Consider the following 25,673-nt stretch of genomic DNA (forward strand, 5'->3'; position numbering starts at 1 on the left):
TTTATGAGAACAAATTTATACCTCTATATTTTTTTGACTGCATTATGCTTTGCCGCCTGTAAAAAGGAGGATGATAATGTATTTAAACAATCGCCCGATGAAAGAATTAATAAAGTGCTCAGTACCTACAGTGCTGCGCTTACCAGTGCCGAATATGGATGGAAAGGGATTGTATATCCCTCGGCTATATCCACTGTACCTTTTAGTTTTTATTTCAAATTCGATACAGCAAATCGTGTACAGATGTATGCTGACTGGGATTCATCCACACTCTCCGTTATGCAGGAAAGCAGTTACAGGTTGAAAGCCCTGCAGCAACCTTGTTTATTATTTGATACCTACAATTATATTCATATACTCTGCGATCCCGACGCTGGTATTAACGGCGGTTATTATGGCGGCGGGTTGCTATCCGATTTTGAGTTCATACTCGATAGCATGAGCAGCGACGGTGATACAATTAAACTTATAGGACGTTTGCATGGTAGTAAAGCTGTGCTCGTCAAAGCTACCTCCAAAGAGGCACAGGATTATTACGATAGAAAACGGAACTGGGATTTTAATTATTTTTCCCGGTTTCTTACTTATTTTAAAAAGCTGCATACTGGTAAAGGTGACTACGACATCTATATCAACCAGCAGTTCAAGAGCGTCAAAATCGTAAATGCTAACGTAAAATTCAGTGCCGGTTATTACTTAACACCCACTGGCGTCTCCTTTGACAAACCATTTACCGATGCCGGGGAAACCATTAATGGATTTGATGATGTCTCCTGGTCGGAAGACAATCAGCTCATGACCCTGAAGGTCAATGGCAGAGTTGTTACTATCAACAGTGATAAAAAACCCTATATCGTAGACAGCACCGCTGGCTCCCGCTGGTACAATACAGCTATAAACGCAGCTGACTATTACTACTCTGATGCAGGAATTCATGTAGATGGCCAGGATGACTATTACGACTTCAAATCTATCTCCGGTTTTGAGTACCTGTTATACTATCCCAATTTCCAGAGTAGTGGATATGACTTTAATGGAATCATGGAAAACAGTTACTACGGACCGGCCTTTAAAGCAAAATTCAGCACCAGCGGCATTGCCACATTCACCTATGGCGGCACATGGTATACCATCCCTGATTACAGTAGCACCACCATATCAAATATCATCACCAGGTTCACAGAAAGTACCGGTTACTACTTTGTACAAACCAGCGACTACAATACCTATGACATGGTGAATGTAAAGGATGCCCGTACCTGGATCAGCTGGCAATTATTCTAATGCATTAACCCTAAATAATAGAAAAAGAGAACCCATATGAGAACCAAGCCTGTTTCTGTACGCCTCGGGGCTGTCTTATACCTGTTATTGTTGTTGCTGCCGGCCATTGGCCTGCGTGCACAGACTGATATTACCATCGGTCTGGGCAACGGTAGTAACTCTACGACATCTTATCCATGTCCTATACAAGACTGGTATCAAGCTACCCGGGCCCAATATCTTTATCGAGCCTCTGAATTGACTGCCAAAGGCATGGGCCCTGGTATGATCAATGCCTTGAAATTCAACGCCACATCTGTAGGAAGCGATGTGGACGGTGCCGAGAACTATGCTATTAAAATAGTCGGCACTACGGTGAGTTCATTGTCTGACTCATATTATGAACCAGTAGGTAATAACTTTTACGGACCACTGAACTATATGCCGGTGGTGGGATTGAACTCTTTCACCATTCCTTCAGGTTTCTTCTGGAATGGTACGGACAATATCCTGGTAGAGGTATGTGGAGGCGCAGCTTCCTATACACATAACCCCGTATTCCCTTACACGACAGGTCTTGCGTTCAATGGATCCCATACATATTACCAGGATGCGGGCACCAGTCTTTGTGGCACCTCACAGGTGAACTCAGCATCGACGACCCGTCCTGACATTATTTTCAACTGGACTCCTGCCGCTGCATGTACCGGTACTCCCACAGCCGGTACTGCAGCCAGCAGTGCTTCAGCAGTATGTCTGAATGAAAGCTTTACACTTTCACTCAGTGGTGTGACGGTTGCTTCCGGTCTGAAATACCAGTGGCAATCCTCTACTGACAATAGCACATGGACAAACATTCCCAATGATACATTGTCATCACTTACTACCACGCAGACTGTGTCTTCATATTACCGCTGCGTGGTTACCTGTACTGCCAGCAGTAATGCGGCGAACTCTACGAGCGTACAGGTCACTAGTCCATCGTTAGTACATGGTACTTTCACTATCAATAAAGCGTTGCCAACAGGTGCAGGCAACTTTGCTTCCTTCAATGACGCATACAATTATATCAAGTGCGGTATTGACGGTGCAGTGGTATTTAATGTAGTGGCCAATTCGGCTTCTGCATACAATGAGCAGCTGATTATGACACCGGTTCCGGGTGCTTCAGCAACGAATACAGTTACCTTCAATGGCAACAATGATACGATCGCTTACCTCAGTACAACGAGTGCAGAAAGAGCAGTGATCAAACTGAATGGTGCAGATTATATCACCTTCAATGACCTGGTCATTCAGGCCAAAGGCAGTTCTTCCGGCCAATATGGCTTTGGTGTACAATTGCTGAATGATGCAGATTACAATACCATCAATAATTGTAAGATCCTTGTTAATACGACTTCTACCTCATCAGATTTTGCAGGTATCGTCGTAAGTGCATCTGCTACATCCGCTACCGGATCAGGCTCCACCAGCTGTGACAACAATACTTTTAGCAATAATACCGTGACGGGTGGTTACTATAGCATGACGCTGGTAGCCAGCTCGACGGCCTCAAATGCCAGCAATAAGGTGATCAACAACAAGTTCCTGGATTTCTACTATTATGGTATGTATATCTATGGAGCTTACAACCTCACATTTGAGAAGAATACGATCAGCCGTCCTTCACGTACTTCTGTGGATAATTTCTATGGTATCTATGTGACGAACCTGAGTACGAAATTAAACATCAATGCAAACAGGATTACTAACCCATTTGGTGGTAACCCCACCAGTACCAGTACCTTCTACGGTATTTACTTTACCAGCGTAGATGCGCTGAATACCCTGGAGAACGTGGTGAGCAATAACCTGATCTACAACCTCACAGGTAGTGGTTCTGTTTATGGATTTTACAACAGTTCTTCAGACAATATATTCTATTATCATAATACCCTCTCACTGGATGGATCTGCTACACCAGGTAGCTCTTATGTAACAAGAGGGTTCTACCAGACTTCCCAGGCAGCAGGTGTTTACCTGAGGGACAACATGATCACCATCAATCGTGGTGGACAGAATATCAAGCATGGTATTTACTTTGGTACCACATCAAGCGATATCGTATCCAATTATAACAATATCTACCTGGCGGCGACAGTTGCCAATGCTTACACCGGTTATTATTCCGCTAACAGGGCTACTTTGACCGACTGGCAAACTGCTACAACACAGGATGCCAATTCACTGGCAGCGAATCCTATCTATAAGGACAGTACGAATGGTAATTATGCCCCAAGCAGTCAGACAGTAAATGACAGAGGCTTCCCAGTAGGTATCGCAGCAGATATCAACAGCACTACCCGTAGTACATCTACACCGGATATGGGTGCCTATGAATTTACACCGGATCCATGTACTGCACCACCAGTGCCTGGTACATCGACTGTAAACAAGAATCCGGTATGTGTGGGTACGAATGTAGGTTTAGGCCTGAACGGCAATAGCAATGGTTTAACACAAACCTACCAGTGGCAGTACTCGACTACTGCTGCAGGACCATGGACAAACCTAGGTACGCCTATCAATTATCCTGATACGGTGATTGTGTCTACCGCCACCCTGTACTATCGTACAGCAGTGACCTGTAGTGGTAATACCGCTTATTCCACACCCGTTTTGCTGACTGTGAACCCTGCATTGCCACCAAATACCTATACGGTGGATAAGAATTCACCAGCCAGCGCTACCAACTATACCAGCTTTGCAGCTGTGAAAACCGCGCTGGAATGTGGTATTACAGGCCCTGTAGTATTCAATGTTGTAGCAGGTCGTACACCTTATGAAGAACAGTTCTCGCTCGACTCTGTAAGAGGTACTTCTGCCATCAATACCATCACCTTCCTGGGTAATGGCAACACGATCCACTATAGCTCCAATACCACCGATGAGCGCGCAGTTATAAAACTGAAGCACACAGACCATATCATTTTCGATAGTCTGAACATCGATGCAACCGGTACAGGTACCTACGGGTATGGTGTACAATTCATCGATCATGCTGATAGCAATGTGGTAAGACATAGTAACATCATTACGAATACTACGGATGGTTATAATTCAAACTACGCCGGTGTCGTGATCAATGCTTCTGACTCTGATCCGGCTACTACTGGTGCTACCCGTTGTACAGGCAATGTGATTGACAGCAATACCGTGACAGGTGGTTTGTATAGCGTGACAATTGTAGGTGGCAGCAGTGATCCTGTGTATGGAACAATTATCAGGAACAATATTCTGCAGGAATTCTACTACTATGGTCTTTACCTGGAATATACTTCTGGTACGCTGTTGAAAGGCAACACCATACAACGACCTACCCGTACCAATGTGAGTTATTACTATGGATTGTATGCTTACGGTGAAAACACGAACCTGAGTGTACTGGAGAACAGGTTCACCAATCCATTTGGCGGCTCACCGACTTCTACCAATTACTTCTATGGTATTTACTTCAGTAGTGTGTCTTCCAATTCAAGTACGCCTATACTGGTAGCTAACAATATCATGTACAAAACTACCGGTGCAGGATACCAGTATGGTTTCTACAACTACAATTCTCCAAATATCAATTACTACCACAATACAATTTCACTGGATAATACAGGTGGTAGCTCTTCTTACTATTCAAGAGGCTACTATCAGTCCAGTACAACCACTGGTATTAATTTCAAGAATAACATTATTACTATCAATAACTCTGGTGCCAACTATAAGTATGCAGTTTACCTGTCATCGACCGGTACAGAATTCTTCGCTGACCACAATGACTACTATGTAGCTGGTGGTGGCAACAATAAATTTATCGGTTACAGTAACAGTAACCAGGCTACGTTGGCAGACTGGAGAAGCACTACCGGTCAGGATGCAGCTACCATCAGTATAGACCCTGTTTATGCGGATGCGCCAAATGGCAACCTGACACCGGTGATCTATCCGTTGGATAATACAGGTATCCCATTAGGTATCACCAACGATATCGTACAAAAAACAAGGAGCACGACCACACCTGATATCGGTGCCTATGAAATAGACATCGTACCATGTGTGTCTCCGCTAAATCCGGGTACTGCGGTAGTAACGCCAAACAGCAATATCTGTATGGGTACCCAGATCACCCTCGATCTCACAAACAATACACCGGGTGGCCGCATGACTTATCAGTGGCAGGCTTCTTATACGGCTACTGGCCCATGGATCAATGTATCTGATACGCTCTATGTATCTCAGTACAAAATGGAGCTGGGTATGCTCAACTACTTCCGCTGTAAGATCGTATGTAGTGGCACCGACAGCGCTTTCTCCACAATCGCAACAGTGGCGATGAATGCTCCGCTGGTAAAAGGATTGTACACCATCAATCCTGCAGGTACAGGCAGCCGTAACTTCACTTCCTTCCAACAGGCTGTGACAGCACTGGAATGTGGTATAGCCGGTTGGGTGATCTTCGATGTAGTGCCTGGCACTTATACTGAGCGGATCCGTATGCGTAAAATACCAGGTGCGTCAGATACCAGCCGTGTCACTTTCCGTAGTCAGACAGGTGATCCTGTATCAGTTACACTGACTACCCCACCAACTTCGGCTGCGAACTATGTATTGAAACTGGATAGTGCCAGCTATGTGACTTATAAGAACATTACCATTAAAGCGACTGGCTCCACCTATGCAAGAGTAGTGGAACTGGCTGGTACTACAGCGTACGATAGCTTACTCACCAACATCCTGAGTATGCCTTCTACAACTTCGAACAGTACGAATATGGTAGGTGTCTATGCAACCAGCTTTAAAGGAAACAATAATGCCATCGTCGGTAATACCATCCAGAATGGGGCCAGTGGTATTTACTTCTCAGGTACAGGTACAAGTGAATTGGCAACGTCCATCGTGATTGACAGCAACTTTATAGCTGGTGCCTATGTAAATGGTATCTATTCATCTTATGTAGATCATATCGTTATTACCCGTAACAATGTAAACCTGACTGCACCGCTGGCCAGCACAGCTTACGGTATCTATAACTACTCCGATGACGGTGCGTTCAAAACTAACCATAACATCGTAAGCATCAACAATGCAAGCACCACAACCTATGGTATCTACACCTATAGTTGTGAGGCATCGCAGGCGGATACTGCGCAGATGGATGGAAACAGGGTGATTGCCACAACAGGCAATACCGGTACCATGTATGGTCTGGGCCACCAGTATTCCACTTACGTGAGTAACGTAAACAATGTGATCAACATCGCCACATCAGGCAGCAGTTCTTATGGCCTGTATAGCAGTAGTGATGCAAATAGTGTGTACTATAACAATACTGTTCAGAGTGCCGCTACTTCAGCTACCAACAATATCGCTGCTTACCTGGGTCACGCTTCTGCCGGATATAGTAATGTCTTCTTCAGAAATAATATCTTCTCTCATACAGGAGGCGGTTATGCCATGTATACAACCAGTGTGGGGTATCACAACAGTGATTACAATACACTGTATACATCTGGTACGAACCTGATCAGAAACACGAATACCGGTGTGAACTATACGACACTGAATGATTTCGTCACAGCTGCTGATCAGGATGTACACTCCATCGTATACAAACCTGCATTCGAAGCAGGGAATAATAACCTGCTGCCAGATCTGAATAACCCGGAAGTATGGGCGATTCATGGCCGTGGTGTACAGGTAAGAGGTAATGCACATGATATAAATGGTGCATACCGCCCACAAACACTGGCAGAAGGTGTACCTGACATGGGTGCATATGAATTCCTGCCAGCTGTAGAACCCGTGTTGTTAACACCTGTACCTGCTGCTCCATCTCCGGGTATTACCCAGACATTCATGTTCGGTACAGATACTGTAGCGAAAGTTACCTGGGCTGCTTCAGGTGCTGTGCCTACATCCCTGACGCTGAAACGCTACTCAGGTATCAAGCCGCCAAACCTGACGCCAACGCAGGAATTTATGTACTTCTACACCGATGTAGATGCAAGTGGACAGTACAGCAACTTTGATTTCAAACAATACTATGTGCCTTCATGGCAGGGTACATTCACAGATGAAAAAACAATTCACCTGGGTAGAACGAACAATGACTCCGCCTGGGTGGTGAATGATAGCAGTAAGGTCGATACTGACTTCAAGACGATCTCTGAAAATCAGTTATCATACCTCGACAGGTATACCGGTCTGAAAGGCAGCGAACCTGATGTACCAAGCTTCCCTGCACTACCGGATAGTTCTAACAGAGGTACCCGTTTCTGGGTAGGCTATGGTCACCAGTACTACATGAATGTGGATAACTCGCAGAACATGGTGTTGTACCTGAGTGCACAACAACCAGCACATGTAGTAGTGAAGATCCATGGTACCAGTTACAGGAAAGAATATACAGTACCCGCCAACTCAGTACTGGCATCAGATATCATCCCTAAATCAGGTTTGAGCGATGCACGTCTGCTGGGTGAAGGATTGTATGAACAAGGTATCAGCATAGAAAGTGACGAGCCTATCGTAGCCTATGCACACATATATAGTTCTGCCTCTTCCGGTGCAACCATGCTGTTGCCTGTAGGAACTTACGGATATGAATATTATGCACTCACATCCCGTCAGAACTATAGTTCTACTTCTTATTCCTGGTTCTATATTATCGCAGACAATGATAACACAGTAGTTGAAATCACACCATCCGTACCTACACTGGCAGGTAAACCTGCGAAGGTGCCATTCACTGTAACACTGAATAAAGGCCAGGTGTACCAGGTACTGGGTGCGATCATGAGTGGATCAGAAGGATATGACCTGTCTGGTAGTAAGGTTAGATCAATCACCAACTCAGCAGGTAAATGTTATCCGGTAGCGGTCTTCTCCGGCAATAGCCGTACATCCCTGGGTTGTGATGGCTCAACCGGTAGCTCAGGTGATAATGCGATCCAGCAAAACTTCCCGTCACAGGCATGGGGTATGCATTATCTCACAGCGCCTACCAGCAGTTCTGATGATCCTGCTACACTCTCTACGAATATCTTCCGTGTAATGGTGAAAGACTCCGCTACCGTTGTGAAACTGAATAATGTGCCGCTGACAGGTTTAATCAATGGACGCTACTATCAATACCAGAGCAATACCGCCGATTACCTGGAAGCTAATCAACCGATCATGGTAGCACAGTACATGGCATCAGAAGGTGCTTGTCCGAATACCGGTTCAATGGGTGATCCTGAAATGTTCTATATAAGTCCGCTGGAACAGGGTATCAATGCGGTAGGCTTGTATCGCAATGTATTGGAGGCGATAGATGTCAACTACCTCACCGTGATTATCCCTACAGGTGCTTTACCATCTCTCCTGATTGATAACAGTAACCTCTTCGACTACACTTATGCACATCCTAATAAACCAGGATATTCAGTAGTGGTGAAAAGATGGTCAGCTGCTTCTGCTCAGTGTATAGTAACCAGCGATTCTGCCTTCACCGCAGTCACCTATGGTATGGGTAGTGTAGAAAGCTATGGTTTCAATGCCGGTACACTGGTGAGAAATCTGAATGCCACTACCTCCTTTAACAATAACTATGGCTCCAGCAGCAGTTCTGATTATACCTGCGCCGGTACGCCATTCCACTTCACAGCTATGCTGCCGATCAAGCCAGTCTCCATCACATGGGAACTGAGCCAGGTAAGCAACCTGTTGCCTGCAGGCGATGTGATCCAAACAAACCCTGTAGCACTGGATAGCATTGTTGCAAATGGAAAGACTTATTATAAATATGACCTGACAGGTGATTACATGTTCACTGCACCAGGTACCTACTACATACCAATGAAGATGCAGCATCCTGAGATCGAAAGCTGTGACAATACTTCAGAGGTGATTCTCACCATCAAGGTGATCAGGAAACCAGTAGTGGATTATAGTGTGGATTACTCCGGTTGCGTAGCTGATATCGCAGAGCTGACAGGGAGTGTAACCACCGAAAACAATGCAGCCATCAATACCTGGAAATGGAATTTCGCAGATGGTACGACAGCTTCTACACAAAAAGTAACCAGGCAGTATCCTGCCGCAGGTACCTATGTTGAAGAACTGCACATCATCACTTCCGAAGGTTGTATCGGTGATACAACAAAAGAAGTAGTAGCGAATGAACCAACTGCAGCGAAACTCGTGACCGATAGCTTCACAGTATGTTACAACTCATCTGTGACCTTCACAGTGAAAGATCCTGAAACCGGTGTAACCTATAGCTGGTACAATGCGAAAACAGGTGGGGCCCTGCTGGATACCGGCAATACATTTACCATCAATCCGGTAACAACGCCTGGTATCTACTATGTAGAGGCAATGAAGAATGGTTGTGTAAGCACCTCACGCACACCCGCCACCGTAAATGTTTTGCCACAGTTGACAGTACCTGTAGTAGAAGTGGATAGCATCGGTGTAAACACCATCCGTTTCAAATGGAATGCAATACCTGGTGCAACTGGTTACGAGGTAAGTATCGATGGTGGTAATACCTGGGCTACACCTTCATCTGGTGCACAGGGTACAGAACATATAGTTACAGGCCTGAAACCAGTGCAGGAAGTAACGCTGATCGTGAAAGTAAAAGGTTGTGAAGACAAGATCTCCGATCCTGTATCAGCAGTTACACTCACTGATGGTATCTATATACCAAATGCGTTCTCTCCAAATGGTGACGGTTTGAATGATGTGCTGAAAGTATATGGTGCCGTTATCAGCGAAGTACACTTTATGGTGTTCAACCAGTGGGGTGAGAAGGTCTTTGAATCAAATGACCAGTCTGTAGGCTGGGATGGTTTCTACAAGAGTAAGGCGCAGCCTTCAGGAGTATACATCTATGTGGTAAAACTGAAACTGATAGATGGTAGTGCGATAGATAGAAAAGGTTCAGTGAACCTGATCAGGTAAGCCTAATTAAATAGTTATCCCATGAAGTATCCTGTTTTAAATTATACTGCTTGCTATTGCTCTCCACCTACGGGTGGGGGCAACAGCCGCAGCATACAGCGCTCCTTGTGGCTCACATTGGTCTCGCTGTTCATCATTGTATTATCAGGTCATGCACAAAACCTTTCCAATAAAGGAACAGAGTTCTGGACAGCCTATGGGCACCATGAGTTTATGGAACCCGGTTGGACCAACTCACAGGAGATGGTATTGTACCTGAGTGCTGAACAACCTGCTGTAGTCACTGTGTCCGTAGATAGTCTTGGCTGGAGTCGTACTTATTCTATACCCGCCAATACGGTGATTGCGACCGATTTTATACCGAAAGGCGGAACCTACGATGCGCGTTTGTATTCAGTGCCACCCAGTTTTGGTGGTACAGGTGGCGAAGGTATCTTCAGGTACAAGGGCATTCATATCGTGAGCAATGTACCTATTGTTGCATATGGCCACATATTTGGTTCTGCATCTTCCGGCGCCACTACGTTGTTGCCTGTGAATACCTGGGGTTATTATTATGTATCGCTGAATAGTGAGCAGAATTATCTGCCAGATTGTTTCTCCTGGATGTATGTGATCGCGAGCCATGATAGTACGGTAGTGGAAATCACACCTTCAGCACTGACCCGTAACGGCAACATGGCCAATGTACCTTTTACGGTGACCTTGAATAAGGGACAGATTTACCAGGTAGTAGGCAGTACAAATGGCAGCTCAGGAGTTGAATTAACGGGAACCAAAGTGCGCTCTATTGCAAATCCGGGTGATACCTGTTATCCTATTGCTGTATTTTCCGGCAGTAGCCGTACAGCCATTGGTTGTACAATAGGTACCGGAGGCAGTGGCGACAACAACATGCAGCAGGTTTTCCCTTCGCAGGCATGGGGTAAGCGTTATCTGCTGGCACCCACCAGCACATCTGCCAGTCCGTCCTCTTTTATGACCAACATTTATAAAGTATTGGTGAAGGATCCCATTACGGTGGTAAAGAGGAATGGTGTGGTATTGACCGGCCTGACCGGGAATAGTTATTACCGTTTTACGAGTGGTACGGCCGATTATATAGAAGCCGATAAACCAGTCATGGTCGCGCAGTTTATGTCCTCTGAGGGGGCATGCCCAAACACCTCCGGCGATGGAGACCCGGAAATGGTGTACCTCAGTCCGATAGAACAGGCCATCAAAAATATTGGCTTCTACCGCAATACCAGGGAGAATATTACCACAAATTACCTCACCCTGATCATTCCTACAGCAGGTACCCAATCATTGAAAATAGACGGGTTAAATAATGCGTGGAATTATACCTATGCACATCCTAATCTTCCGGGTTATTCTATAGTCATTAAACGGTGGTCAGCTGCTCAGGCTCAATGTCTTGTTTCCAGCGATTCTGCCTTTACTGCTGTAACATATGGTTTAGGCTCCGTGGAAAGCTATGGGTACAATGCGGGTACCATGATCAATAACCTGAATGCAGTGGGTACGATCCATAACCAATATGATACTGCCAATGTAAAAAACGATTTTACCTGTACCAATACACCTGTAGAACTGTCTGTATTACTGGCTTACCATCCTACAAATATGGTGTGGCAAATAAGTCAGCTGGGTAGTGCGATCACTCCCAATAATGATGTGGTGGTCACTAATCCGGTTAGCACTGGTCAGGAAATAGTGAATGGCGTACCTTATTACAAATACACCCTGCCGGGCACTTACCAGTTCAGTAATACCGGCACTTACGATATTACCATTACAAACACCAATCCTGAGATTGAAAAATGTGATCACACCGAACAGGTGAAGATCTCTGTGACAGTAAAGAAAAAACCTTCCGCGAAGTTCTCTTATACACATACCGGTTGTACAAAAGACTCCGTCTACTTTACAGGAGACACAAGCGGAAACGGATACGATGTCAACCGCTGGAAATGGACATTTGCCGGACCTGTATCAGATAGTGGTCAGCATGTGACACATGCTTTTGCACCAGGTACACAAAGTGTACAGCTGAGTGTAATTACAGAAGAAGGTTGTATTGCTGATAGCACTGCATCTATCACCATCTATCCAAGACCTACTGCCGATTTCAATATCAGTGTACAAAGTGTATGTGAAGGCAGTGATGTAACGCTTACCGATCAGTCGTCCTTTGCTGGTAGCGCACCTATAGCAGGCTGGTACTGGGATGGTGGCAATGGCACTGTCAATAACAATCCGACTGCCGCCGCGCAGACTGAACATTATGATACATACGGCACTTACAATATCAGGCATATTGTAAAGGTAAGCGACCTCTGTGTGAGCGATACGGTAACAAAACCAGTCACTGTTTACGCCAAACCAGTTCCATCCTTTACCTATCCTGACAACTGCCTGGCAGTAGATGGCATCGTACAGTTCACCAGTACGACCACGGTACCTGATGCACAAACACTGGGCTCCTATACCTGGGACTTTGGTGATGCAGCGGCTACTCCTGCCAATCCAAACACCAGCACAGATGCAAACCCACAACATACATACACTTCATTTGGTACTTATACAATCAAATACAGTGCGACCACAGCCAATGGTTGTACGAAAGATACGACTGTAACTGCCGTCTTTAAACTGAAACCAAAACTCACTTACACCAGGCTGGATTCTGTCTGCGTCAATCAGAAAGGAACAATTGATGTAGCAAAAGCTGCCGTAACCAATGGTGTAACTGGCACAGGTGTGTACAAAGGTCCGGGTACAAGTACTGCCGGGGCATTCAATCCAACGACCGCAGGTGCAGGCACACACACCATCTGGTATGTATTTACTACCAACAGTGGTTGCATAGACTCTATCTCTGCCACTATCAAAGTGAATCCAAAACCAGCTGCTGCGTTTACGGCCGAAGATGTATGTCTGGGAGCGCCAGTGGTGATCAGTGATCAATCCACTATCTCAGCAGGTAACATCGCTTCCTGGAACTGGAACTTTGGTGATGGTAACAGCGAGAGCCATACTGATAATACAACCTTCAACAAAACATACACTGTCTGGAAGACCTACACTGTGAAACTGGTAGCGGTCAGTGACAATGGTTGCGTCAGTGATACCGCTACCCACACAGTAGCTGTACATCCTAATCCGACTACAGACTTTGCACTACCACAGCATATCTGTATGCCGGAAGGGATTGCTGAATTCACTAATAGCACTTCCACACCTGATAAATCATCTATGAGCTATCAGTGGAACTTTGGTGATGGCACAGCCACCAGTACGACTGCTTCGCCAACGCATGTTTACCAGCAGGCAGGCAGCTATACGGTGACACTGACCGCTACTACTAAATATGGTTGCAGCAGCAGTAAAGACAAAGTGTTAAGCGCCTTCTTTACCCAACCGGTGGCACAATTCTCCGTATCACCCGATACACTCTGTCAGGGTACTGAAAGCATATTCACTGATCAGAGTACAGATGCCAGTGATAACATCACGACATGGAGCTGGACCTTTGGTGATGGCAGTAGTTCTACCAGCCGTAACCCGGTGAAAGAATATACCACGCCAGGTGAATACACCGTACAGCTCACCGTTACTAACGGCGCAGGCTGTGTATCTACGCCTGTAAGCAGCCAGGTAGTGGTATACCTGCAACCCGTGATCGATGCCGGCGACGACTTCGTTGTACCACAGGGTACCCTCATACAATTTAATGCAACGGCCAACGATAGCACCCAACTGGTATTTCGCTGGTCACCGGGTGATGGGCTTTCGTCTGCCAATGTGTTGAACCCATGGCTGGTAGCAATGGCAGACCAGGTGTACACACTCACCGCTATCGGCAAAGGTAGCTGTGGTGCACAGGACCAGATGAAAGTAAAAGTGCTGAAACCTGTGAAAATACCGAATGCGTTCTCTCCAAACGGAGATGGTATCAATGATCGCTGGGTGATTTCCAACCTCGCTGATTATCCAGGTGCTACCATCGAAGTATTCAACAGGTATGGACAAAGGGTATACTATTCCGTCGGCTACGATGCGCCATGGGATGGTATGTGGAATGGCAAGCTGTTGCCACTGGCGACCTACTACTACATCATCAAACTGAAAAACGGGTTCGCACCTCTCACCGGGTACGTTACGATACTTCAATAAGCAAATATTAACTCGCAATGAAAAATATCATCACCTTCATCCTGCTTTGCCCGCTATTGTTTGTAATGGCTGATAAGGCAAATGCGCAATCTGATCCGCATTTCTCCCAGTACTATGTGTACCCCTCCTGGCTGAATCCCGCACTGACCGGTGCTTTTGACGGCGATTACCGTGTGTCGGCTATCTATCGTACCCAGTGGGGAAACATCAGCAGTCCGTTTGCTACCTATGGTGTAGCCGCTGACATTACTACCAATAAGCAATTCAATGTTGGCGTCAGTGTATTGAATCAATCCGCTGGTGATGGTGGATATAACTATACGACCGGTTATGCCAGTGCCTCTTATACTGGTGTAAAGCTGGGTGCTAATCAAACACACAGATTGGTATTCGGTATACAGGCCGGTTTGATCCAACGCCGCTTTGATGCTTCCAAACTCACCTTTGGTGACCAGTGGAACCCAGTGACTGGTTATAACCCGGGCACTCCAAGTGCAGAGGTCTTAGGCAGAACATCTGCTACCTCCTTCGATGCCGGTGCTGGTGTACTGTATTACGATGCAGAGCCAGGTAAGAAGTATAACATCTTCGGTGGTTTCGGGGTGAGTCATCTTACACGTCCTACCGATCAGTTTAGTGCCAGTGGTGATGCACGTTTCCCTATGCGCTTTACAGGTCATGCCGGTGTGAAAATAGCGGTCAATGAAACCTTTAGTATCACACCGAATTTATTATATCTCCATCAGGGTAATGCAGAAGAAAAGATGATAGGCGCATACGGTCAGATGTATGTAACACCGACTGTTGATTTCCTGCTGGGCGTGAACTATCGTTTCAAAGATGCCATTGCTCCTCATGCAGGCTTTACCTATGGCGGCTTTACCCTTGGCGTTAGCTATGATATCAACAATTCCGATCTGGGCAAGATAGCCAGAGGCTCCAACAGCTTCGAACTCTCGCTGACCTGGATAGGCAGAAAACTCTTTAAAACACCTGAAGTAGAATTTGTGTGCCCACGTCTCTAAAATCTAATAAAGAACCATGAAAAAGATCTTCTTCACAGCAGCACTGTTAGGTGCAGTAATGGCAGGCAAAGCCCAGTTTGCTTACAATTACCTCAAGGCTGCTGACTATTATTTCAGGAACGCGGACTACAATTCTGCTGCACAGTATTATGAGAAATATCTGGCAGGCAACCGTTCCATCGTCAGCAATGCCGTTTATAAACCCTACAATACACAACAGGTAGCCAGCAAAAAGCAGGTATCTGTAAGCTCTGAACACCAGGCCATCTATAAGCTGGCAGAGAGCTATCGCTTACTGCATGATTATAGCAAAGCAGTGCCCTGGTATGCAGAGGCATTGGAGTTTGAAAAAACAGAATATCCATTAGCACCTTATTATTATGCCGTATCACTGCGTGCATTGAGCCGTTATGATCTGGCAGAAAAAGCATTCGCTTATTTCCTCGATACTTATCAGGCAGATGATAAATACCGTGATGATGCAAAGCGTGAACAACAGAACCTTCACTTCATCATTATACAACTTGCGCGCCCTGATCTTTCTCTATTTACTGTTGAGAAAGGAAATACCAACCTGAATCCTGAAGGTGCCAACTATGCCCCTGTATGGCTGGGCGATACCTTGTTGTTATTCACCTCTACCAGACCTGATAATGATGCTGCAAAGAATCATGTGTATACCAACAGGATATATGGCGCAAAGTTCAGTGGCGAAGTACCAGACAGCATTTCCAAACTGGCATTGGCACAACCCAAAAGTGAAGAACAGGGCGTGATCACTGTTACCCCGGATGGCAATACTATGTTCCTGACCCGCTGGGTAAAAAATAAGAAAGCAGCGATCTATAGCAGTCATAAAAATGGTGATACCTGGGCAGAACCTGTATTGCTGGATTCAATCGTAAATGCCACAGGTTTTAGTGCACAACAACCATTTGTCACTGCCGATGGCAAGCGCTTATTATATGCCAGTGACAGGCCAGGTGGTGAAGGAGGATTGGATATATGGGAAGCGCAACTGAATGGAGACGGTACTCCTTTCTTTACAAAAAATTTAGGCCCTGTGGTGAATACCGCTTCCAATGAACAGGCTCCTTATTACCATAGCCCTTCCGGCTTATTGGTCTTCTCTACAGATGGGAGAATAGGTATGGGTGGATATGATTTCTTCTATACAAAAGATAGCGCAGGTGGTTATACAACACCGGTGAATTTCGGTTATCCTGTAAACTCTGTGAAAGATGATATCTACTTTACCAGCAAGGGTAGTAAAGATAATATCCTGGAGTCAGTATGGTTGTCATCCGATCGTTCTGCCAGCTGTTGCTTAGAGTTGTTTACGTTGAAAAAGAGCGTACCGCCACCACCACCTCCGCCGCCACCAGTAACCGAAACACCTGTAGCTGTAGCGCCTCCGCCAGCTGAGGTACCTGTTGTACTGGACAATGTATACTACGATTTCAATCAATCATATCTGCAACCGGCTTCTTTCCCTTCATTGGATAAACTGGTTGCCATGCTGCAGGCACATCCTGAAGTGAAGATAGAACTGAGTGCACACACAGATAGCAAAGGTTCCAATGAACTGAACCGGAAACTGTCTGAAGCACGTGCAAAGAGTTGTGTGGATTACCTCGTGAGCAAAGGTGTGTCAGCAGAACGTCTTACCTGGAAGGGATATGCGGCTACCATGCCGATAGCGCCTAATACCAATACGGATGGATCAGATAATCCTGAAGGAAGGGCCAGGAACAGAAGGACGGAATTCAAAGTGATTAAATAGTAAACTATGAAAAGATTACCCCTGCTGTTGTTGCTGCTGGCCTGGTCCGCCAGCAGCTACGCACAGCAACAACCGCACTACACCCAGTACATTCTCAACACGTTTATCATCAACCCTGCTGTAGCAGGAATTGAGAACTACTGGGATGTAAAGGCGAGCCATCGCCATCAGTGGGCAGGATTGAACGGTGCCCCGGTTACTTCTTATCTCACTGTGCATGGACCATTACGTAAGAGTGATTATGCTGAAGCGGGTATCACAGGTTTGACGCCTCCCGGAGAGAATCCAAGAGGCAGAGCTTACTGGCAACAGTATACTACACCGCCTGCGCATGCAGGTGTAGGGATGACGATCCTGAATGATAAAACAGGTCCGCTGAACCGGTTTTCCATCACAGGTACCTATGCACATCATATTCCTATTTCGCCACGTACCAGTGTGAGTGCAGGAGTTTCAGTGGGAGTGCAACAGGTGTCGCTCGATGCTTCGAAGCTGGATTTTGAGCAGGCGGGAGATCCGGTGGTGGCAGCAAGCATACAGTTGAACAAGTGGCGGCCGGAAGTGAATGCAGGGTTGATGCTCTACAGCAGCAGCTATTATATCAGTGCAGCGGTACAGAACATCATTCCGCAGGAGATCGCGTATGACAATGGAAAAGTAGTGGGTGATTCTTTGTACAGAGGTAAGCTGGTGCCACATTTATTTTTCTCAGGAGGGTATCGTGCTTTTATCAATGATGATATCAGTGTATTGCCTTCCGTGATGGTGAGGATGATTACGGCTGCACCTGTCAGCTTTGACCTGAATACGAAGTTTCAGTATCGCGACAGGATGTGGTTAGGAGCTTCTTACCGCATCTCTGATGGATTTGCAGCCATGTTTGGTGTGAATATCAATTCGACAATCAATATCGGGTACTCCTATGATTATACCACCTCATCATTGAATACGGTGAGTAAAGGATCGCATGAGATATTGATTGGTTTCTTAATAGGGAACAGGTTTGGTGATCTGTGTCCGCGTAATTTCTAATTCATTTCATTTCGGGCGGCCGGCAGGCACAGCCCACTAACCCACGTTCGCGAAGCGAACGTCAATATATCAGATGGAGATAAAATAATTAAAATCAATTCTATCAAAACAAACAATCAAAATTTAATTTATGAAAAAGGTTTTCGGTTATTTATTCGTGGCATGTATGTTCTCCCTTACCCTTGGAATGACTTCTTGTAAAAAAGGTGATGCGGGTCCTGCAGGTCCACAGGGTGAAAAAGGTGACACAGGTGTGGCTGGAAATGCAGGTATCATTTACTCTGACTGGGAGGATGCAACATTCACTTTGGGATCTGACGATGCCACTTACTTTGTAGATGTAGATGCTCCAAAAATCACAGCAGACATACTGAATAGTGGTGATGTAAAAGTATATACTCAATACTATACAAGCAGCGGCCAGCTGGTGGTAATGCCATTGCCTTACTTCGATGGCAGCTATATTATCAACGTATCAATCTTTACAGGTGGCTTTGAAATCTACAGCAATTCTGATTTTAGCACTTATACCGACGATAATGGAAACAAGGCTTTCCAATACAGATATGTGATCATTCCAGGTGGCGAAGCAGCTGCACGTAAAGCAGGCATCGACTGGAACAATTACGAACAGGTAAAAGCTTACCTGCATCTGAAGAACTAGTTTACTAATGACCATCTCCATCAAAACCACAAGTAACAGGGCTGCTTTATCGAGAGCGGCCAATTTTTTCAACATCTAATAATCATACCATGAAAAGATATAGTGAATTGACAGATGAAGAATTAATAAAACTCTACAGATCGGGAGACGATAGTGCTTTCTCGGTACTGGTGTACAGACACAAAAACAGGATCTTTACAACCATCATGCTGTTGGTAAAGGACCGGCACCTGGCGGAAGATATTTTCCAGGATGTATTTATCAAAATCATTAATGCACTCAAAGAAGGACATTATCTGGACAATAGTCGTTTCATAGCCTGGGCAGTGAGAATCGCCCACAACTGCTGTATCAGCCATTTCCGGAAGAAGAATGCACGGCCTGCCTTTGCACTCATCTACAACGATGACATTACCAGTGGCGATAGCCGTATAGACATCAGCCAGGAGCAACGCATTATTATCAAAGAAACCAATACCGCCGTACAGGCATTAATGGATCGCCTGCCAGAAACACAGCGGGAAGCACTGATACTGCGATACTATGCAGATCTGAGTTTTAAAGAGATTGCGCAAACCGTCAACGTGGGGATCAACACCGCCCTGGGCAGGGTTCGGTATGCCATCATCAACATGCGAAAACTGATGGAGCGCGAGGCACTGGAAGCCGTTTTATAACCAACACTATACGTTCAGACGCGCACCTTTGACAGCAGGTTGCTTACTGGGCTCGCAGGGGAGCTCTACATAAAAGGTTGTTTCCTTACCTGGTACACTCTCAAACCACAGATGGCCATTGTGCATTTCTGCAATTTTTCTGGAGATGGATAACCCCAGTCCAAAGGACTGCTCACCGGCTGTACCCGGTCTTCCCGCAGAAGTGTGCATCTCAAAGATCTTGTCCTTTAATTCCGGCGGAATACCAATGCCTTTATCCTTGATCATAATGGTAAAGGTATTGTCTGTCCGGGTAGCACTGATATTGATCACGGATCTTTCATTACTGAACTTGATGGCATTGTCGATCAGGTTGGAGAAGAGCTGCCAGATCTTATCCCTGTCAAGATAGGCCATGCCTGCGGGCATGCGGCCTACCCTGATGCGTTGTCTTTTCTGCTGTGCTTTGAACTGTAGCAGATCGATACATTCCATCAGAACGAGGGGGAGATCTGTCAGTTCTGATCTCAGACCAGCCAGTTGTCCTTTGTTTTTATTTTCGAGTAGTTGATTAATGATTTCAAATGCCTGGTTGCCTGCGTTGGCGATCATCTGGTACATGGCTTTGCGCTGAGCTACATCGAACTCTTCGCCATCTAATAGCAGGCCGGCGATAGCACCGATATTGCCCACAGGGTTTTTCAGGTCATGAATAATGACTTTGAGCAGCGCGGCATTTTCCTGATCCCTGCTTTCCAGGGTACGCAGGGCAGTGGTAAGCCTGGCATTCTGAATACCCACCAGTTGCAGATTCTGCTTGGATCGAAGCCACATTTTCCAGATCAGGAAGGCGATGACAATCACTGATGCGAGGAAGAGGCTGGTGATGACTAAAAGGATGGTCTTGAGCCGGTCGTCATTTTTGAGTGAAATGATTTCCTGCTGACGGGCTACGTTATCAAATTCCCTGCTAATGTCTGCTTCGTGAATTTTCCGGTTGCGGTTGTCCAGCGAGTCTTTGATGTAGGTATATTCTTTTAGGAAAGCGTATGCCTTATCAGGTTGATTAGTTTTTGCAAACCAGGTTTCTTCTGCTTTGAGCCACCTGAGGCGCAGTTCTCTGTCCGGAAGTGCGATAGTATCCATTGCCGATTTTATCTTACTCAACATCTTATATGCCTCCGGCATCCGGTTGGTATTGATGTAGAGATTCGCGAGACGGAGCTGTGTGTAATAGGCGTCGTCATTGGCATAACCAGGCTGATTGTTGATACAGATGCTTTCAAGAAGCAGGGGCTCAACACTGGCGGTGTCTCCCTTTTTTAGGTACATGAACGACTGGTTGCCGTATATAATACCTTTTGCCATCGCGATATAGCGCTTCTCATTGGCGGCAATACTGAACCTGCCTTCGTTTTCACTGATATAGCTGAGGGCTTTCTGGAAATAAAGACTGGCGCTGTCATAATTGCCGGCACGGTCAAAGGAAAGCGCAGTATTGTCGATATTCTCCTGGATAAAGGAAAAGGCCGGGAAATCCTGCTCACCACAAATGAGGCGAAGGTGTGTGGCAGTTTTGAAATACTTAGCAGCTTCTGAGTATTTCTCCTGCCTGTAGCAGATCATGCCTAGCTGATTGTAATAGTCAGCAAGGAAAGCAGTATCATGAGTGGTTTCACCTATTTGCTTTGCCTTGTAATAGTATTCGAAAGCTTCAGTCAGCCGTTTTTGTGCTACCAGCACATCCCCTTTATTCAAAAGTGCGTTCACATACGACTTCGTATACCTTTTATCGTCCTTGAGATCTTTCATTACGTACAGCATGCTGTCGCAATAGATCAGGCTTTTTGAGTAGTCTTTGTCGTAATAGTAGTTTCTTTTGAACAGGTATTTACGGTATAGATCGCCCGGACCCGCATGTTGAAAACGGGCGTATACAGAATCCAGGTAGCGCAATTCTTTTTCCCTGTCCGGATCTGTACCCAGACTGTCAGCCTGGCGGATGACAGCTTCGAAAAATTTAGGGTGATCAACATTGTTCTGTTGACCGGGGTTACAGGCAATACACGCTAAAAGCATGTACACAAACAACACATACCAGAACACTCGCCAAAGGGATAATTCTTTTATACTAATAATAAACATTACATCTTATAACGTTAATAATAGCTAAACTATTTTTTAGCAAAACATTTTGTAACAGGTACTGGTTATTGCCCACCATAGTGTAAGGTAAAGCGTTTTTTGCAGGATGTGTAACAGGGGGTGAAAAATTACATGTAAGTGGTATAGCGATATAAGAATACTTTTTCAAGTAATGGATATTTTAAATGCAATTAGATTTCAGATGATTATTGGTATTGGGGGAAGAAAAACTGAGGACCACTTTCGTGATCCTCAGCCATCAATTTATTGCTTCTTTTCTAACAACTTGAAGAACTGATCCAGTTGCGGCAGGATCACAATCCTTGTTCTACGGTTGGCAGCTCGTCCTTCCGGTGTGTCATTGCTGGCTACCGGAACGTATTCGCTACGACCGGCAGCAGTGATACGTGCTGGATTGATTGCATAATCGTTTTGTAAAACACGGGTTACAGCAGTCGCTCTCTTCACACTCAGATCCCAGTTGTCCAGCAGTACGCCTTTCTTGTACGGGTTGGTATCGGTATGACCTTCTACGAGGAACTCGATATTAGGCTGATTATTCAGCACTTTGGCCACTTTACCCAATACTTCTTTTGCACGCGCAGTGATGTCATAGCTACCACTTTCAAACAACAGTTTGTCAGAGATGTCTATGTAAACCACACCCTTATCAACTTTAATGTTGATGTCCTGGTCATTCAGATCGCCGATAGCTCCTTTCAGGTTCATGACCAATGCCATGTTGAGGGAGTCCTTCCTGGCAATCGCTGACTGCAGGTCCTGGATGTAGGCATCCTTTGCGCCAATATTATCTAATGATTTCTTGATGCTTTCAGCCTGTGAATTACTGATCACAGACAGGTTTTTTAGCTGATCAAGCAGCTCGTTGTTGTTCTTTTTCAGCCCTTCTGTACGTTCGTCTGTGATATTTCTGCGATGTTCAAAAGCAGCAGTGGAATCACGAAGACTACGCTGGCAATCCTGTAATTGCCCCTGCAGTGCAGCATATTTCTCATTCAGAGAAACATAGCGGGCCTCCGAAGCCTTGTACTTCTTTGTACCTACACAGGAAAACAATAATACAGGCAACGATGCTGCCAACAATATGATCCTTAGTTTCATATAAATTTTATTTTAATTAAATAACTCTCAAGTTTGGTACCTGCACACTGGTAATATTCCAAAACCTTGCCACAATCTTTTTTGGCGGGGTGAACTATACCTGTAAATTTGTTAAAATGATGAGATTGATGGCAATTTCACCAATCATGGTATTAGTTTATCAGGGTAGGTACAGTGCGCCATGCTTATATTATATTGGTCTTCTTAACCACGTATAGGTCTCATATGAAGCAACAATTCTTTTCCCGCTTACTGGCAGGGGTACTGTGTTTGTCACCAGCCATTTTAAGCGCACAATCAAAATCGTTATCCACACTACAGCAACAATTTGTTGATCTGCGGTTCGGTATGTTCATCCACTTTAACATTCCTACTTTCATGGATCAGGACTGGCCTGACCCTGAAACGCCTGCTACTGCCTTCAATCCGACTAAATTGGATTGTAACCAGTGGGCTACAACTGCCAAAGCCGCGAATATGTCTTATGGTTGCCTGACTACAAAACACCATAGTGGTTTTTGTATATGGGATACCAAAACAACAGATTACAATGTTATGAATAGTCCGCTGAAGCGTGACGTCGTAAAAGAATATGTAACCGCATTCAGAGCAAAAGGATTGAAAGTGATGTTGTACTATTCCATTTTAGATACACATCATAAATTGCGTCCCCACGGCATTACCCGTCAGGATATTGAAATGATCAAAGCCCAACTCACAGAGTTACTTACCAATTACGGGGAGATCACGGCTTTGATTATAGATGGATGGGATGCACCATGGTCACGCATCTCTTACGAAGATGTACCGTTTGATGACATCTACCATCTGGTAAAGACACTGCAACCAAACTGCCTGCTCATGGACCTGAATGCAGCGAAATATCCAACAGATGCACTGTTCTACACAGATATCAAATCTTATGAACAGGGGGCCGGTCAGCACATCTCAAAAGAAAGTAATCAACTGCCTGCATTGTCCTGTTTGCCAATTAATCAGAACTGGTTCTGGAAAAAAAGTTTCCCAACCACACCCGTGAAAGATCCTGTAAAATTGGTCAATGACAACCTGGTTCAATTGAATAAAGCATGGTGTAACTTCATCCTGAATGTAGCGCCTAACCGTGAAGGGTTGATTGATGATAATGCAGTTGCTGCATTGACACAGATGGGAAAGATGTGGAAACCGGCAGGTCCATTACCTGCTTTGCCAAAAGGTGCAGCACCCATTACTGCACAAAACTTTGCGAAATTCCAGTACAGTAATTCCAGTTGGAGTGATGATATGAATATCATGGACTTTGCAAATGATGATAACTTCCGTACCAGCTGGCAGTCAAATGCTGAGGTGAAACAACCCTGGTATGAAGTGGACTTTGACAGGGAGAAGGATTTTAATATGGTGACCATTGTAGAAGATGGCGAGCATATTAAGAAGTACCAGTTGGAATACAACGATGGTGGTGTATGGAAACCCTTACCAGCAGGTGTACAACAGGGTCGTGTGAGAATACACAGATTTGATGCTGTAAGAGGTGGAAAAGTCAGAATAAAAATTGAAGAAAGTAGTGCACCCCCTGCAATCGCGGAATTCGGTGTGTACGATGAAAGAAAATAATCAATTCTTTTCTTTAAAATAAAACTCCCCACCAAATGAAAACGCTTTTGCCTTTGGCAAAAGCGTTTTCATTTGATTAATTTCCCTCATCTCCCCAGTCCGTTAAAAAAACATAAAAATAATTACCTGAGTGACCTGTCCGATGTAACCATTGAGCAACTGATGGAAGAGCGCAGAAAAGAATTCTTAGGTGAAGGCCTTAGATGGAATGATCTGGTACGTGAAGGTATGGCGGTGACTACGATGAATGCATGGATTGCGGCAGATGCTGTAACCAATGTAGAAACAGTAGTACCAGCTTATGTGCTTTATCCGGTACCCTCTGCGGAGATTTCTGCCAGTGGGGGATTATATGAGCAGAACACCGGGTACTAATACCAGAATATCCTACCCACCCGCATAAAAAGGTTGTATCTGGATTTTGATACAACCTTTTTTACCTTTATACCATGCTAACAGAACAAGCTGCTATTGACCTACAGAACACCCTTCGTCAACAACTGGTACTAACAGATCAGTTACCCGAAAACCTACAACTCATAGCCGGCGTAGATGTCGAATATGATAAAGAAACCGACCTGATAGCTGGTGCTATTGCTGTACTGGACTTTCATACATTGGAGGTAAAAGCCGTTGCCACCCACGTTATGCACGTTACTTTCCCTTACATCCCTGGTCTATTTTCATTCAGAGAAATGCCTGTCTTACTGGAGGCCTGGAAAAAACTGGAGCTACATCCTGACCTGATCGTTTGTGATGGCCATGGATTAGCGCATCCGAGACGATTTGGGTTGGCATGCCACCTCGGTGTGGTATTGGATATTCCGACATTAGGATGTGGGAAAACCCGCTTTTTTGGTGATTTCGAACCACCAGGGGAAGACCGTGGTAGCATCTCTCCTTTACTGGCGGAAGATAATAAAGAAACGATAGGCAATGTACTGCGTACACAACCCGGTATTAATCCTGTGTTTGTATCACCGGGGCATAAAATCAGTTTGGCTACAGCTACAGAAATTGTGTTGAAAATGGCAGCAGAATTTCGTTTGCCGGAAACTACACGCAAAGCGGATCATTATGGTCGGGAAGCCATGCTGGCATATAAGAATGAATAGTGAGTGAGTTTTTTTGCTGAGGTTGTAGAAAACGGAGGCACGGGTACCTATCCATGATCTCAACTGATATCCAATATAACATAGAAGAAT

General features: G+C 45.2%; 13 protein-coding genes. 11 read left to right on the forward strand and 2 right to left on the reverse strand.

The window, feature by feature from the left end:
- The first annotated feature begins 3 nt into the window (after positions 1-3).
- From SIO70_RS12135 to SIO70_RS12170, 8 genes are all read left to right on the forward strand, one after another.
- Positions 4-1,284 carry a DUF4302 domain-containing protein gene (locus SIO70_RS12135; protein ID WP_320581123.1) on the forward strand — a complete coding sequence of 427 codons (1,281 nt, stop codon included), beginning with the start codon at positions 4-6 and terminating at the stop codon, positions 1,282-1,284.
- A gap of 36 nt (positions 1,285-1,320) precedes the next feature.
- Entirely contained in the window at positions 1,321-10,245 is an 8,925-nt protein-coding gene (locus SIO70_RS12140) for a gliding motility-associated C-terminal domain-containing protein (protein ID WP_320581124.1), read from the forward strand.
- Positions 10,246-10,266: 21 nt separating this feature from the next.
- Entirely contained in the window at positions 10,267-14,424 is a 4,158-nt protein-coding gene (locus SIO70_RS12145; RefSeq protein WP_320581125.1) for a PKD domain-containing protein, read from the forward strand.
- Between the two features lie 17 nt (positions 14,425-14,441).
- Positions 14,442-15,449, forward strand: a complete 1,008-nt coding sequence (locus SIO70_RS12150) for a PorP/SprF family type IX secretion system membrane protein (protein WP_083720457.1) — start codon at positions 14,442-14,444, stop codon at positions 15,447-15,449.
- A gap of 16 nt (positions 15,450-15,465) precedes the next feature.
- Complete coding sequence (locus tag SIO70_RS12155; RefSeq protein ID WP_320581126.1) at positions 15,466-17,232, forward strand: OmpA family protein; 1,767 nt, start codon at positions 15,466-15,468, stop codon at positions 17,230-17,232.
- A 6-nt stretch (positions 17,233-17,238) separates the two neighbouring features.
- Positions 17,239-18,264 (forward strand): type IX secretion system membrane protein PorP/SprF, encoded by a 1,026-nt coding sequence (locus SIO70_RS12160; RefSeq protein WP_320581127.1) that lies wholly within the window; start codon positions 17,239-17,241, stop codon positions 18,262-18,264.
- A 130-nt stretch (positions 18,265-18,394) separates the two neighbouring features.
- Entirely contained in the window at positions 18,395-18,928 is a 534-nt protein-coding gene (locus tag SIO70_RS12165; protein WP_320581128.1) for a collagen-like protein, read from the forward strand.
- Between the two features lie 89 nt (positions 18,929-19,017).
- Positions 19,018-19,605 carry a sigma-70 family RNA polymerase sigma factor gene (locus tag SIO70_RS12170; RefSeq protein WP_320581129.1) on the forward strand — a complete coding sequence of 196 codons (588 nt, stop codon included), beginning with the start codon at positions 19,018-19,020 and terminating at the stop codon, positions 19,603-19,605.
- Positions 19,606-19,611: 6 nt separating this feature from the next.
- On the opposite strand, the gene SIO70_RS12175 is transcribed toward SIO70_RS12170, so the two are convergent.
- The gene (locus SIO70_RS12175; protein WP_320581130.1) at positions 19,612-21,690 is read right to left on the reverse strand and encodes a tetratricopeptide repeat-containing sensor histidine kinase; all 2,079 of its coding nucleotides are present in this window, start codon (positions 21,688-21,690) and stop codon (positions 19,612-19,614) included.
- A gap of 303 nt (positions 21,691-21,993) precedes the next feature.
- The gene (locus tag SIO70_RS12180; protein ID WP_320581131.1) at positions 21,994-22,851 is read right to left on the reverse strand and encodes a flagellar motor protein MotB; all 858 of its coding nucleotides are present in this window, start codon (positions 22,849-22,851) and stop codon (positions 21,994-21,996) included.
- Positions 22,852-23,076: 225 nt separating this feature from the next.
- Here SIO70_RS12180 and SIO70_RS12185 point away from each other — a divergent pair, with 225 nt between their 5' ends.
- From SIO70_RS12185 to nfi, 3 genes are all read left to right on the forward strand, one after another.
- A complete protein-coding gene (locus SIO70_RS12185) occupies positions 23,077-24,468 on the forward strand; it encodes an alpha-L-fucosidase (RefSeq protein WP_320581132.1) in 1,392 nt (463 codons plus the stop codon).
- A 72-nt stretch (positions 24,469-24,540) separates the two neighbouring features.
- Positions 24,541-24,843 (forward strand): RagB/SusD family nutrient uptake outer membrane protein, encoded by a 303-nt coding sequence (locus SIO70_RS12190; protein WP_320581133.1) that lies wholly within the window; start codon positions 24,541-24,543, stop codon positions 24,841-24,843.
- Between the two features lie 74 nt (positions 24,844-24,917).
- Positions 24,918-25,583: a deoxyribonuclease V gene (gene nfi, locus SIO70_RS12195; RefSeq protein WP_320581134.1), complete on the forward strand. Its 666-nt coding sequence runs from the start codon at positions 24,918-24,920 to the stop codon at positions 25,581-25,583.
- Positions 25,584-25,673 lie beyond the last annotated feature (90 nt).

The sequence above is a fragment of the Chitinophaga sancti genome (genome assembly GCF_034087045.1).
In the GTDB taxonomy this organism is placed as follows: Bacteria; Bacteroidota; Bacteroidia; order Chitinophagales; family Chitinophagaceae; genus Chitinophaga; species Chitinophaga sancti_B.